Here is a 13,067-nt window from a genome sequence, read left to right as displayed (position 1 = left end):
AACCCCACCGGCGGCGACGGCAACCGACTCGGCCGCATCATTCGTCGCGTTCGCGCCCGCGCCCGAGTCAGTAACGAACGGCAGAAGGCACTCCCGATTCTTCAGGGGCGTTACCTGCCGACGAGATCGAGAGGATCGTCAGAGAGGGGCGACGACGACGTGCCCGCCAGCATCAACGGATGATTCATCGATAATGGGGATTTGCGTCTGAGATGAAAGCTGTTCACTTGCTCTCGATAACTCACCGAAGCATGCGGCATCGATAGCATCCTGAGCCCCTAATGGGCTATCACGGGCGGCGCGCTCCAGTCGATCGAGCAGGGCCAGCGTCTGCTCGCGCTGGGGGGCCACTGCGCGCTGGTAGATCGTTTGCAGCGCGTCGTAATCCGCTGTCATTTTGTCGTCCATGTCTGTCGCTTCGAAGTCCGATATCAGCACTTTGGTGTCTTCGATGAGCCGATCGATCTTGGCGAGTGCGAATTCACTGTCTTGGATCGTCATGGCGCGATTTCCGTGTTCAGGGTGTGGCTATTGGACCAGAAAGTGGGTGGTCTAGAAGGCGAAATTAAAGATTGGAAATAGGGTTAATTGGCTAATTTGCCAAACGATCAAGAAGAAAAAGGCCGACTTTCGCCGACCTTCAGCTTGCGACAATTCGGAATACTCAAGAGATTAATTCAGGAGGGGTAAAGCGCCCTGCGAGCTTTGATTGGTATGGGCACAAAATTGATATGCTTGCCTGCTAAAGAATTGGCTCGTGGGTAATCACGAAGATTCCACCCGTGTAACCAGGCTCTTCGAGCCTCGGCTGAGCGGCACTCCGGTTCTTGGCGTTGTAAACTGTTTTACGAAGGTACCCCTGTCGCAATAATCAGCTAGGCATAGGGGGCCACTATGCTTGTGGTCCGCAGCTTGGTCATCAACTGTAATTATGCTCAGACTGAGAACGCTTGCGCTGCCTCAATATAGACCGGGCAGCGCCTTTTTCCTGGTAGCTCTTCGCAAAAAAGCCAGTGCTCTCAATGATTTCTAACAGCTCTTTATTTGACCTGTTTTTATAGTCCTTATGTAGCTGATTTATTTCATTGGATTGTGCTTCAACCTGATTGGCCAATACATTTGCTGTGGCATACCCGACCTTGGCTGTTTTTAGTGCTAATGAACCCGTTTTCTTCCAGAAGCTCACAGGAATCTCCTTCTGTAGTTATTATCTTAGATCAGGACAAGTTCTTCGGTCATGCTGGTAGCTCTTGCAGTAGCTACAGCGTCTAACTTCTGGACAGGTTTGAATATTATGCCCCACGCCATTGCAGTGGGAGCAGCGCGAAGGTTTGGGGCAATTTCTTCCAGTGTGGTTTCCCGATCCACAGAACGTGCAAGCCATAATGTAATTCTTTTGAATGTGTATGGAAAAGGCCGGCTTTCGCCGGCCTCGATACTACTTTTTCGACTGCTCGGCCGATTAGCCCAGGAGGGAAAGAACGCCCTGCGGAACCTGGTTGGCCTGGGCCAGAACCGAAGTGCCGGCCTGCTGCAGAATCTGCGCGCGGGTCATGTTGGAGACTTCGACCGCATAGTCGGCGTCTTCGATGCGTGAGCGGGCAGCAGAGATGTTGGTAGAAGTGGTGTTCAGGTTATCGATGGCAGATTCGAAGCGGTTCTGAACGGCACCCAGATCAGATCGCATGCCGTCGACCTTGCTCAGGGCAGCGTCGATCGTTGCTAGCGGGTCCGCGGTTTTGTCTACGGTCCCAGATACTGTGTCGCCATCAGCAACGGCAGCTTCATTCTTGATGTCAGCAGCATCGATAGAAGCGCCTCCGCCCGTCACGACTCCATCACCATCAATTGTGGCGGCAGCGTAGGTAGCGTCGCCCGTGGCCGGAGTCGTTTTCACCGCGTAGGCTGTACCGCCGTTCTCGTCGGTATAGGACACAACTGAGTCATTTGTACCAATGATCCCCGATGTATCCGCCTCAACGTCTTTTGAACCACTAACGTTGAACCCGTTAGCGCCAACTAAGGATTCAGAATCCATCTTTTGAAGGGAGATAGAAATGGTCTGGCCATCCTTCGAGCCCACCTGAATGCTGACCGAGTCTTTATCGCCGTTCAGAACCTTGGTGCCGTTGAAGTCGGTCTCCTTGGAGACGCGATCGATCTCGTCCAGACGCGCGGAGATTTCGTCCTGGATGGAGCTCAGGTCGCTGTCGGAGTTCGTGCCGTTCTGGGCCTGAACCGTCAGTTCACGTACGCGCTGCAGGTTGTCGTTGATCTGGTTCAGAGCGCCTTCAGTAGTCTGCGCCAGCGAGATACCGTCGTTGGCGTTACGGCTGGCCTGATTGAGGCCGGTGATCTGGCTGCTCATGCGGTTGGCGATGGCCTGACCGGCGGCATCGTCCTTGGCGCTGTTGATGCGCGAACCGGAGGAGAGACGCTCCATGGCAGTCGACAGATCGTTCTGCGACTTGTTCAGATTTTGCTGGCCGATCATGGAGGTGATGTTGGTATTGATAACTGCCATTGTCGTAATCCTTTCGCTGGAAGAGGGCTATCTGGGCCTGACCCAAGGAGCGATTTGGTGGCTCGTTGTGCCTTGCTGAAACGGCCCCGTGGCCGTTATTCCCTTTATCGACGTCGGCTGCGATCTCTTTAGGAAAATCCGCCAATTTTTAGGATTTTTGTTCGATTGATTCCTGGACGCTAAAGACGCCGAAACCGCAGCAAGCTGCGGTTTTCGAGGAGTCTATATCGGGAGAGTTATTCAGGAGCCGAGCTGGATATTTGAAGGTGTCGACAGCACGCCTTGCCCCATTTCTTCTTACACCTTGCTGCCGTCTCCATCGCTCAAGCACTGGAGCTGATACCGCCAAACCCCTGACGGAGTGACTTGCCCTTGGGGCCGTAAGTGCTGCCGCCGACGGCGCGCTGAAGAAAGTCGATCGCCTGCTGATTCTGCTCGAGCCGTTGAGAGATGATGTGGCCATTGAGTCGGTTGGTCTGGCGAACGTGCTCGGCGAGTTCGCGGATGCGCTGCCACGATTCGCCGGCGTCGATGGCTTCGGCGAACCTTTCCGCCCCCTGGCTGCCTTCGCCGAAGCCGGCGTCGCGCTGCTGGGCCCGGCGTGAGGCTTCGATGCCATCCAGCGTGGTCAACAGAGTCTGCTTCTCTTCGGCGATCACGCCCAGTCGCTTACCGTCGATCTCGCCGGCGTTCAGAAGTCCGCGCTCTTCCTCGAGAAACGCGTCGAGCGCTTCGAGGTGGCGCCGTTGATCGGCGAGAAGGGAGGTCAGGGACATGGCGTGATTCCTCTTGATGTTATGAAGCGCGTCATAAGAGCGTCATGCGGCTCGAAACGCAGACTCAGCGCTGGCCGAGCTGTGCCTCGACGTCGGCAATGAGGCCGTCGGCGATCTTGCTGGTATCGAGCTCGAATCGGCCATCGGCAATCGCCTGGCGAATCTCGTTGACGCGGGCGGTGTCGATATCGCCGGTGTCGTTCTGCCGATCGATCTGGCTCAGCGTGGTCGTCGAGCTCGGCTGCGGTTCCGCGTTCTTGGCGGTCGCGGCGTTCTTGCGGGATTCGACGTTCTCGTTCGATGTCGGGCGAGTCAGTGACTGCGTGTGATCGATTTTCATCTGTCTGGCCTCTGGGCTGTCCGCTGCGTCAGGGAATACATCCTAAGTCGCGGCGGTGGTGTCCGGGAAGCATACGGTGTACGCGGATACGTTGCGTTCTCGTGCTTCCACCGGGTGCTGTGGTTCTGATCACCCTATCGGCATGCCCAAGCAAAACTGAAAGCGCAGTATGAAACGTTTTGTTAAGCGCGGGTCCGCAGTCGGTCATCAAAAATCGACCGCCAGGCGCTCGGGCCCGATGACCTTGCCCTGCAGAATCTGGTTGCTTTCGGTCTTCAGCCGCACCGTGCTGCCGAGCCCGCCGTTGTCCAGCGCTTCGACGGTACGGCTGACGCTGAAACCGTCGCCGCGGGCGGTGAGAACGACACTGTCGCCGCGCTCGACGAGCCACGGCGCACGGACCATCGACTCGGTGAGCGTGGCGCCAGCGGGAATGCGTCGCGTCGCGACCGTGGCACTCGTCACATCGAGTGAGTCCAGATACCCGCGCTGCAGGCGGGTAATGTCCGTGGTGGCCCAGTCGAGGGCGTTGGCATCGACCCGCTCTCCCGCATCGATGGTGCGGGCGGCGACCAGATGACGAATCGTCGCCGACACCGTCGCTTGAACGTACCGCGTTCTCGCACTGTCGCCGCCGCAGCGCAGTCCCACCGTAACCCGGCCCTGAGGCACGCCCGGGCGGGGCAGGAAGGGTTCGGGGGCGATACACGCCTCGAGACGACTATCGGTGTCGCGAACGTCGATCTCGACGCTATCGCCGAGCGACGCTGTCTGCGCCTGCAGGAAAACCCGCACGCGCTGTTCGACGTCGCTCTGCTCGTCCTGACCATCCGTCGCTGGCGACTGCGCCGTGGCGGTGAGCGCCATACCCCCCAGAGCCGCGGCGAGAACCGCACGGGCCGTCAAGCGACGAACGCGTCGCAATGTCGATCGATGTTCTCGGCGCATGGCGGCTTTCTCTCGAGGGGCTGGGGGCACTCGTCTTCCTTCATTTCTTCTTCGGGCAGATTCGAGCGGCTTCGAGACGACTCGGTCGACTCTGGACCGCTGCGGGCGTTGCCGATCTGCGTTCGACAGCGCCCATGAACCGCGTGGGCACGCCGATGGAGAGCGATTGTAGGGGGAGGCGCGTCACGTCATCGCTGAAAATGACGCGCATTCGAAGGCCTATTTACTCGATTGGGCGTTGACGCTCGCCGCTATTCTCCACTTCGTCCAAAAACCTCCCGCCTCGTAGTGCTCTCGATCGAGGCCGAGGCAGTCGCAGGGTGGCTCAACATGTTCGATAAATTGGAAAACGCGATTCGGTTCCAGCAGGAGGCGATCAGCCTGCGCGCCGAGCGACAGAAAGTACTGGCGAACAATATCGCCAATGCCGATACGCCGAATTTCAAGGCCCGGGATTTCGACTTCGGCGCCGAGCTCGGGCGCGTCATGCAGGAAGGCCGCGGCGACGCGAACGGGCTGTCGCTGTCACGCACGTCGTCGCGTCACATTGCCGGGCAGGGCAGCGATTCGCTGGGTATCCACGATCTTCGCTACCGCATGGCCGACCAGCCCAGTCTGGACGGCAACACCGTCGACATGGATCGCGAGCGAGCGGCATTCGCCGACAATTCGCTGCGCTACCAGGCAGACGTCACCTTTGTCAGTCGCCGTATTCAGGGGCTGAAGAACGCGATGCAGTCGGAGTAACGCCATGTCGATGTTCAGTGTTTTCGATATTTCCGGGTCGGCGATGACGGCCAACTCTCAGCGCATGAACGTGACCGCGAGCAATCTGGCCAATGCCGACAGCGTTGCCGGGCCGAACGGTGAGCCGTATCGCGCCAAGCATGTGATGTTCCAGGCGCTGAGCCAGAACAACGGTGCCGGGCCCGGTGGCGTACGTGTCGACAGCGTGACCGAAGACAACGAGACGCCGTTGCGCTCCGAATACCGTCCCGGCCACCCGCTCGCCGACGACGATGGCTACGTACAGCTGCCCAACGTCGATCCGGTCAACGAGATGGTCGACATGATCGCAGCGTCCCGCTCCTATCAGGCCAACGTCGAGGTGATGAACACCGCCAAGGCGCTGATGAGCAAGACGCTGACGATCGGCGAGGGCTGAGCCGTCGCCCTGTGAGGCCATGGCCTCCAATACGAGCCGATTCATGAAGAGTCGGTCGAGAAAGTGAACCGATTCGATGACGTCGGCAACGCGCCGGCAGGGGAGAGAGAACGATGGCGAGTCCGGTGATCGGCAGCAATGCGCTGGCCAACATCAATGGGCCGGCGCCCGCGGGCAGCGCAAACGGCGCAGCCGGGACCAATTCCAGTGGCGAGCTCAATGATCGCTTCATGACGCTGCTGGTGACGCAGCTCAAGAACCAGGACCCGACGAGTCCGATGGAAAACTCGGACATGACCGCTCAGCTGGCGCAGATCAACACGGTCAGCGGTATCGAAAAGCTCAACGACAACCTTTCCGCGATCACCGAGCAGATCGACGCCGGCCAGACGCTTCAGGCAAGCGCGCTGATCGGTCAGGGCGTGATGGTACCGGGCAGCCAGATCCTGGTCGGCAAGACCGACGAGGTGACCGGCAAGGTCGCGGCCACGCCGATCGGTGTCGATCTGGATCAGGGCGTCGAAGATATGGAGATCGCGATCAAGGGCGCCAACGGCGAAGTCGTCAGTACCTTTGCCACCGGCCCGCTCGCCGCCGGCGTCCACAGCTTCACCTGGGACGGCAAGCTCGCCGATGGCAGCTATGCCTCGGACAACACGACTTACAGCGCAGAAATGACGGCGATCAACGGCGAGGAGAGAACGTCAGCCGCACCGTTGAACTACGCGCTGGTCAACGGCGTCATTCAGCGCGATGGCGGCCCGCTGCTGGATCTGGGCTACGCCCAGGAACCCGTGGCGCTCACGCAGGTTCGTCAGATTCTCTAGTGACGCGCTATCGGGTGCTACCCGTTTTGCGTCACTCGATTCAGCCCTAAACCTCGCTTCACCGGATCGCGGCCGTCGCCGAATGGCGGTAGACGCCTGCCGAGTCCGGCCCCAAACGCTAACGCAGGGAGTCAGTCATGGGATTTTCGCAGGCACTCAGCGGCGTCAACGCCGCCTCGCAGCAGCTCGATGCCATCGGCAACAACATTGCCAACTCGCAGACCAAGGGCTTCAAGAGCTCCTCGGTTCAGTTCGCCGACGTCTACGCCGGTAGCAAGATCGGACTCGGGACCAAGGTCTCCGGCGTCCTTCAGGACTTCGCCAACGGCACGCTCGAGACCACGGGCCGCAACCTGGACGTGGGCATCAGCGGTGACGGCTTCCTGCGTTTCTCGCAGGGCAACGAAGTGGGTTACTCGCGTAACGGTCAGCTCACCATGACGACCGAAGGCTATCTCGCCAACGCGCAGGGCGCCTACCTCACCGGGTACAACGTCAGCAACTTCAACTCCCTGGATACCAGTGCCACGGTTCCCACCGGCGGCCTGCCGGAAGTCATCCAGCTGCCGGGCGACTCGATGATCGCCAAGGCGACCCAGAACGCCAGCGCGGCGATCGACCTCGACGCCAGCTCTGCGGTACCGACGGACAACAACGGTAACGCGCGGCCGTTCAACGCCGCCAATTCGGCAACCTACAACTACAGCACTTCTACCAGCGTCATCGACACGCAGGGTAACGCGCACAACCTGCAGATGTACTTCGTTCGTGCCGACCAGGACGCCAACGGCGGTGAGCTGGAGAACAGCTGGAAAGTCGAGACGCGTGTGTCGCTTGGCGAGAACAACACCTTCCCGAAGTCGACCAACAATCTCGATGGTGACCCGGTCTTCTCCCGCAACCCGCGGGGACGTAACGGGGGTAACGGTGAATACAGCGTGCGCGCCGACGGCACCGACTACATCGCAACGGTCACCGGAACGACGCCGCGGACCAATGCTGCCGGCGACGTGACCGGTTACACCGGTGGCCGGATCAGCTACGCCGCGGTACTCGACGACAAGATGCTCTCCTTTACCGCCAACGGTCAGCTCAGCGGTATCAGCACCAACGGCGGTCTGGACTTCGATAACACGACAAGCGCCGGCTACACCTTCGATCCGCAGAACGGCTCCGAAGCGCTGGACTTCGACTTCGACTTCGCAGGCTCTTCGCAGACGGCGCAGGCCTTCGCGACCAACTCGCCGAACCAGGACGGTTACGCCGCCGGTCAGCTCGTGGGTATCGCCGTCGAGGAAGACGGTCTGATCGTCGGCAACTACTCCAACGATCAGCGTGTGGGTCTAGGGCGCGTCACCGTCGCCGACTTCGCCAACCCCGAAGGACTGACGCCGCGCGGCGACAACCTGTGGGCCGAGACGTCCTCGTCCGGTCAGGCGGTGATGGGCGTTGCGGGTTCCGGTCGTTACGGCTCGCTGCAGGCGGGCACGCTGGAGGCATCCAACGTCGATCTCACCGAAGAGCTGGTGGATCTGATCATTGCGCAGCGCAACTTCCAGGCCAACACCAACACCATCAAGACGCAGGACGAAGTGCTGCAGACGGTGGTCAACCTGCGCTGATCGCGCGATCGGCGGCCTGCGGCTTTCGCGAGCGCCAGGCCGCCATCATCGAGACCGAGCCGCGTTGCCCGGCTCCTGTCACGCCCAGAGGGATAGAGCCACACCATGGATCGCATCTTCTATACCGCCGGTGGCGGTGCCAGCCAGACCATGGCGCAGCAGGCGGTGGTCAACAACAACCTGGCCAACGTCTCCACGCCCGGGTTTCGCGGCGAACTGATGGCGCAGCGTGCCGTACCCGTCGAGGGTGAAGCCCGTCTGGGCACGCGAATCGCCTCGATGATGACAACGCCGGGTGCGGACTTCACCCCGGGCGATATCAGCACGACCGGTCGCAGTCTCGACGTGGCGATGCAGGGCGACGCCTGGCTTGCGGTGCAGTCGCCGGATGGCGGCGAGGGCTACACCCGCCGGGGGGACCTCAAGGTCGACGAGACCGGTCTTCTCACCTCGCTGGGCAATCCGGTACTGAGCGATGACGGCCAGGCGATCGTGATCCCGCCGGGGGGCGAAGTCAGCGTGGCCGGCGACGGTTCGATCAGCGTGATCGAACCGGGCCAGAACCCGGACGCCATCGCGCCGCTGGCTCGCCTGAAGCTGGTATCGCCGGGCAACGAGAACCTGGTGCGCGGCGAGGACGGCCTCTTTCGACTGACGCCGCCCGAGGGCGAAGACTTTGCGCCGCCGCAGCCGGCGGACGACACGTTACGCCTGGTCTCGGGCGCACTCGAGGGCAGTAACGTCACCGCCACCGACGCCATGATTTCCATGATCGACGCCTCGCGGCGCTACGACATGCACATGAAAGTGATCGAAAGTGCCAACGAGAACGAGCAGCGCGCCAACAGCCTGCTGTCGATCAACGGTTAACGGCCTTAGCGGCCTTTGAGGGTTTCAACATGATCAAATCGCTCTGGACAGCCAAGACCGGCCTGGAATCGCAGCAGACCAAGCTGGACGTCATTTCCAACAACCTGGCGAACGTCTCGACCAACGGTTTCAAGCGTTCGCGCGCGGTCTTCGAGGATCTGCTGTATCAGAACGTGCGCCAGCCCGGCGCGCAGTCATCTGTAGTCGATACGCTGCCGTCCGGCATGCAGGTGGGTACTGGCGTGCGGCCTGTAGCGACGGAGCGGCTGCACACCCAGGGTGGGCTTCAGAACACCGAGAACTCCCGCGATCTGGCGATCAACGGCCAGGGGTTCTTCGCCGTACAGATGCCCGACGGTACCAGCGGCTTCACCCGTGACGGCAGCTTCCAGGTCAACGAGAACGGCCAGATGGTCACCGCCAACGGCTATCCGGTCGATCCGCCCATCGTCATCCCGCAGAACGCGCTGTCGATCAGTATCGGTCAGGACGGCACGGTCTCCGTGACGCAGCCCGGCTCGTCGCAGAGCAATCCGGTGGGGCAGATCATGCTGTCGACCTTCATCAACCCGACGGGGCTGCAGAGCATCGGCCAGAACCTCTATCTGGAAACCGACGCCTCCGGCCCGCGGGCCGACCTCAACCCGGGCATGGATGGCGCCGGCGTGCTCTACCAGGGCTTCGTCGAAACCTCCAACGTCAACGTCGTCGAGGAGATGGTGAGCATGATCGAGACGCAGCGGGCCTACGAAATCAACAGCAAAGCCGTCGAAAGCTCCGACGAGATGCTCGCGCGTCTCTCCCAGCTCTAATCGCGACGTCCTGATCGAGACGTCGAACCGAGATGTTCATGCCGACCGTAACCGCCAGGGAAAACGCCATGTCGCCCGTTCACCAGACCGCCCTCGTCGTTTGCGCGCGCCGCGACCGTCAGCGTCGCGGCGCCGCCTGCCGCCTGGCGTTGCTGATGCTGGTCGTACTGCTGGCCCTTGGCGGCTGCGCTCAGATTCCGCGGCATTCGGTGGTCGAGAATTCGGACCCGGTCACGGTCCCGTCGACACCGCCGATCCAGGCGAACGGCTCGATCTATCAGGCGCGCTTCGGCTATCAGCCGCTGTTCGAGGACCGGCGTCCGCGGCAGATCGGCGACATCCTGACCATCGTGCTCGACGAGCAGGTCAGTGCCAGCAAGAGCTCGGCGGCCAACGCCACGCGCAACGGCAGCGTCGGTCTGACGGTGAATCAGGTGCCGGACGTGATCGATTTCCTCGAGGACTACAGCACCGATGTCGAGGGCGAGAACGTCTTCAGCGGCGCCGGCGGCGCCAATGCCAACAACACCTTCACCGGGACGATCACGGTCACAGTCTACGACCTGCTGGCCAACGGCAACCTGAAAGTCCGTGGCGAGAAGCAGATCGCGATCAACCAGGGTACCGAGTACATCCGCTTTTCCGGCGTGGTCAACCCGCGGGCGATCACCGGCGCCAGTACCGTCCAGTCGTCTCAGGTCGCCGATGCGCGCATCGAGTACATCGGTGACGGCTACATCAACGAAGCGCAGACGATGGGCTGGCTGCAGCGCTTCTTCCTCAACGTTTCGCCTTTCTGATGCCTATGACTTCTCTTCGCCGTTCGCTCATCGCCCGTCTCGCTCCCGGATCGAGATTCGGCCAGCTCATCGTCCTGCTGCTGGCCCTGAGTCTCTGTTCGAGCGCGCAGGCGCAACGCATCCAGGATCTCGCCGAGTTCTCCGGCGTGCGCGACAACCCGCTGGTGGGCTATGGCCTGGTCGTCGGACTCGACGGCACGGGTGACCAGACCACGCAGGCGCCGTTTACCGGCCAGAGCATCATCAACCTGCTTTCACAGCTCGGGGTGACGATCCCGCCGGGCACCAACATGCAGCTGCGCAACGTGGCGGCGGTCATGGTCACCGCCCAGCTGCCGCCGTTCTCGCGGCAGGGTCAGCAGATCGACGTGACGGTGTCGTCCGTGGGCAACGCCGACAGCCTGCGGGGCGGTACGCTGCTGATGACGCCGTTGAAGGGCGCCGATGGTCGGGTCTACGCGATCTCTCAAGGCAACGTTTACGTCGGCGGCGTCGGCGCATCCGCTGCGGGGAGCAGTGTGGCGATCAACCACCAGGCGGCGGGACGCATTCCCGGCGGCGGTATCGTCGAACAGGAAGTGCCGATGCGACTGGGCGAAGTCGACGGCTCGCTGGATCTCTTTCTCAATCGCTCTGACTTCGAGAATGCCAGCCGCGTCGTCACGGCCATCAATCAGGAGTTCGGCGCGCCGGTGGCCGCGGCACTCGACGGGCGCACCGTGCGCCTGCAGATGCCGGCCGACGACAATTCTCGCGTCAACTTCCTGGCCCGGGTGCAGCGGATCGACGTCACCGCCGATCGCGGTCCTTCGAAGGTGATCATCAATTCGCGAACCGGCTCCATCGTCCTGTCGGATACCGTCACCTTGACCCGCGCGGCGGTGGCGCACGGCAATCTCTCGATCGTGATCGACTCCAATCCGCAGGTCAGCCAGCCGGGCGCTTTCTCCGGCGGCCAGACCGCCGTGGTGCCGGATGCCGACATCACCGTGCAGCAGGAGGGCGGTGCGCTTCAGGTGCTGCAGACCAGCGCCGATCTGATGGACGTGGTCAACGCACTCAATGCGCTGGGGGCGTCGCCGCAGGACATGATGTCGATCCTGCAGGCGCTGAAATCCTCGGGCTCGCTCAATGCCGAACTGGAGGTCATCTAATGGCGATCGGTGGCGGTGCTTCGTCGATGGACCTGTCGTCCCAGTTCGCGCTCGACGTCAAGGGAATTCAGAAGCTCAAGGTCGGCGCGTCGCACTCGACCGAGGGGAGTCTCAAGGAAGCGGCGCGTCAGTTCGAAGCGATCTTTCTGCAGACGATGCTCAAGAGCATGCGGGATGCCTCGCCGCAGTCGGGACTGCTGCAGAGCCAGCAGCGCGACATGATGACCTCGATGCAGGATCAGCAGTGGGCGCAGCATCTCGCCGGCAAGGGCTTCGGTCTCGCCGAACAGCTCGTCGCCCAGCTCGAGGGAAGCGGCCTGCCCGGCACGCAGGCAGCGCCACCGGCGGATGGCGGGAAGGACGATATCGCCGAGCTGATCGCGGGTATTCCCCGCGGTGAACCGCGGCTTCTTCAGGACGGGCTCAGGGTGCAACGTCACGATGCGAGCGAATCGCTGCTGAATCGGCTCGTGACCGAAGGCGCGACGCGCGATGCGGCGTCCATGACGAGTGACGCTACTGCCGAGCCCTCCGAGACGGCGCCATCGGAGGCGTCCTTCGGTGCAACCATCGCCGCACTCGCCGGCGATGCCGCCCGGTTTGCCGGGCGCGCCGCTCACGTCGCCGACTTTCTGACCCAGCTGGCCGGACCGGCGAAAAAGGCCGAAGCGGCGTCCGGTGTCCCCGCCGAACTGATCCTGGCCCAGGCCGCGCTCGAAACCGGCTGGGGCCGTCGAGAGATACCGACCGCGGACGGCGGCAACAGTCACAACCTCTTCGGTATCAAGGCCGGCAGCCACTGGCGTGGCGCGACGACCGACGTCGGTACGACCGAGTACGTTTCCGGCCGGCCGGTGAAGATGGTCGACAGCTTCCGCGTCTACGACTCCTACGCCGATGCTTTCACCGACTACGCCAAACTGATCGGCGACAACCCCCGCTATCGCGACGTCGTCGAGGCCCGCACCCCGCAGGGCGCCGCCGAGGCGATCCAGCGCGCGGGCTATGCCACCGATCCGCGCTACGCCGAGAAACTCGGCCAGATCATGCGGCAGTTCGGTTCGCTGGACGGGGCGGGTGAAACGCTCGCGATGGCCGGCAACGCGCCGCCGGCCAACCCCCACGCCGCCACCAACGCACCGACCACCATCTTCTAACCGACTGCCACCGCCGGCCCTGGAAAACTGGATTCGCCCCGGCCGGCTGCGCCGTCACGTCGAGTGGCACGT

Annotated in this window: 15 protein-coding genes; 9 read left to right on the top strand and 6 right to left on the bottom strand. The window is 62.0% G+C overall.

The window, feature by feature from the left end:
- Nucleotides 1–138: 138 nt before the first annotated feature.
- From DOM33_RS02290 to flgA, 6 genes are all read right to left on the bottom strand, one after another.
- Nucleotides 139–501: a hypothetical protein gene (locus DOM33_RS02290; RefSeq protein ID WP_110665458.1), complete on the bottom strand. Its 363-nt coding sequence runs from the start codon at nucleotides 499–501 to the stop codon at nucleotides 139–141.
- Between the two features lie 418 nt (nucleotides 502–919).
- Entirely contained in the window at nucleotides 920–1,186 is a 267-nt protein-coding gene (locus DOM33_RS16090) for a hypothetical protein (protein ID WP_162617864.1), read from the bottom strand.
- A 276-nt stretch (nucleotides 1,187–1,462) separates the two neighbouring features.
- On the bottom strand, nucleotides 1,463–2,524 hold the full coding sequence (locus tag DOM33_RS02285; RefSeq protein ID WP_110665456.1) for a flagellin N-terminal helical domain-containing protein: 1,062 nt from the start codon (nucleotides 2,522–2,524) through the stop codon (nucleotides 1,463–1,465).
- 323 nt (nucleotides 2,525–2,847) lie between these two features.
- On the bottom strand, nucleotides 2,848–3,300 hold the full coding sequence (locus tag DOM33_RS02280; protein ID WP_110665454.1) for a flagella synthesis protein FlgN: 453 nt from the start codon (nucleotides 3,298–3,300) through the stop codon (nucleotides 2,848–2,850).
- A gap of 64 nt (nucleotides 3,301–3,364) precedes the next feature.
- Nucleotides 3,365–3,640: a flagellar biosynthesis anti-sigma factor FlgM gene (gene flgM / locus DOM33_RS02275; RefSeq protein WP_110665452.1), complete on the bottom strand. Its 276-nt coding sequence runs from the start codon at nucleotides 3,638–3,640 to the stop codon at nucleotides 3,365–3,367.
- Nucleotides 3,641–3,847: 207 nt separating this feature from the next.
- Nucleotides 3,848–4,546, bottom strand: coding sequence for a flagellar basal body P-ring formation chaperone FlgA (gene flgA / locus DOM33_RS02270; protein ID WP_162617863.1), 699 nt, complete (start codon nucleotides 4,544–4,546; stop codon nucleotides 3,848–3,850).
- A 372-nt stretch (nucleotides 4,547–4,918) separates the two neighbouring features.
- Between flgA and flgB the strand changes: the two genes are divergently transcribed.
- The 9 genes from flgB to flgJ all read left to right on the top strand — a co-directional run bounded on the left by flgB (nucleotide 4,919) and on the right by flgJ (nucleotide 12,995).
- A complete protein-coding gene (gene flgB, locus DOM33_RS02265) occupies nucleotides 4,919–5,335 on the top strand; it encodes a flagellar basal body rod protein FlgB (RefSeq protein WP_110665449.1) in 417 nt (138 codons plus the stop codon).
- 4 nt (nucleotides 5,336–5,339) lie between these two features.
- The gene (gene flgC, locus DOM33_RS02260) at nucleotides 5,340–5,753 is read left to right on the top strand and encodes a flagellar basal body rod protein FlgC (protein WP_110665447.1); all 414 of its coding nucleotides are present in this window, start codon (nucleotides 5,340–5,342) and stop codon (nucleotides 5,751–5,753) included.
- Between the two features lie 113 nt (nucleotides 5,754–5,866).
- A complete protein-coding gene (locus DOM33_RS02255) occupies nucleotides 5,867–6,580 on the top strand; it encodes a flagellar hook assembly protein FlgD (protein ID WP_110665445.1) in 714 nt (237 codons plus the stop codon).
- Between the two features lie 137 nt (nucleotides 6,581–6,717).
- Nucleotides 6,718–8,202, top strand: coding sequence for a flagellar hook protein FlgE (locus tag DOM33_RS02250; RefSeq protein WP_110665443.1), 1,485 nt, complete (start codon nucleotides 6,718–6,720; stop codon nucleotides 8,200–8,202).
- A gap of 105 nt (nucleotides 8,203–8,307) precedes the next feature.
- Entirely contained in the window at nucleotides 8,308–9,072 is a 765-nt protein-coding gene (locus tag DOM33_RS02245; RefSeq protein WP_110665441.1) for a flagellar basal body rod protein FlgF, read from the top strand.
- 29 nt (nucleotides 9,073–9,101) lie between these two features.
- Nucleotides 9,102–9,884 carry a flagellar basal-body rod protein FlgG gene (gene flgG, locus DOM33_RS02240; RefSeq protein WP_110665439.1) on the top strand — a complete coding sequence of 261 codons (783 nt, stop codon included), beginning with the start codon at nucleotides 9,102–9,104 and terminating at the stop codon, nucleotides 9,882–9,884.
- Nucleotides 9,885–10,039: 155 nt separating this feature from the next.
- A complete protein-coding gene (locus DOM33_RS02235; RefSeq protein ID WP_239495292.1) occupies nucleotides 10,040–10,684 on the top strand; it encodes a flagellar basal body L-ring protein FlgH in 645 nt (214 codons plus the stop codon).
- Complete coding sequence (locus tag DOM33_RS02230; protein ID WP_110665435.1) at nucleotides 10,684–11,838, top strand: flagellar basal body P-ring protein FlgI; 1,155 nt, start codon at nucleotides 10,684–10,686, stop codon at nucleotides 11,836–11,838. The genes DOM33_RS02235 and DOM33_RS02230 overlap by 1 nt, the downstream gene beginning before the upstream one ends.
- Entirely contained in the window at nucleotides 11,838–12,995 is a 1,158-nt protein-coding gene (flgJ, locus tag DOM33_RS02225; RefSeq protein ID WP_110665432.1) for a flagellar assembly peptidoglycan hydrolase FlgJ, read from the top strand. The genes DOM33_RS02230 and flgJ overlap by 1 nt, the downstream gene beginning before the upstream one ends.
- Nucleotides 12,996–13,067 lie beyond the last annotated feature (72 nt).

It is taken from the genome of Salinicola halophilus (assembly GCF_003206155.1).
In the GTDB taxonomy this organism is placed as follows: Bacteria; Pseudomonadota; Gammaproteobacteria; order Pseudomonadales; family Halomonadaceae; genus Salinicola; species Salinicola halophilus.
The sequence above is the reverse complement of the archived record's forward strand: the minus strand, read 5'-3'. Positions and strand labels throughout refer to the sequence as shown.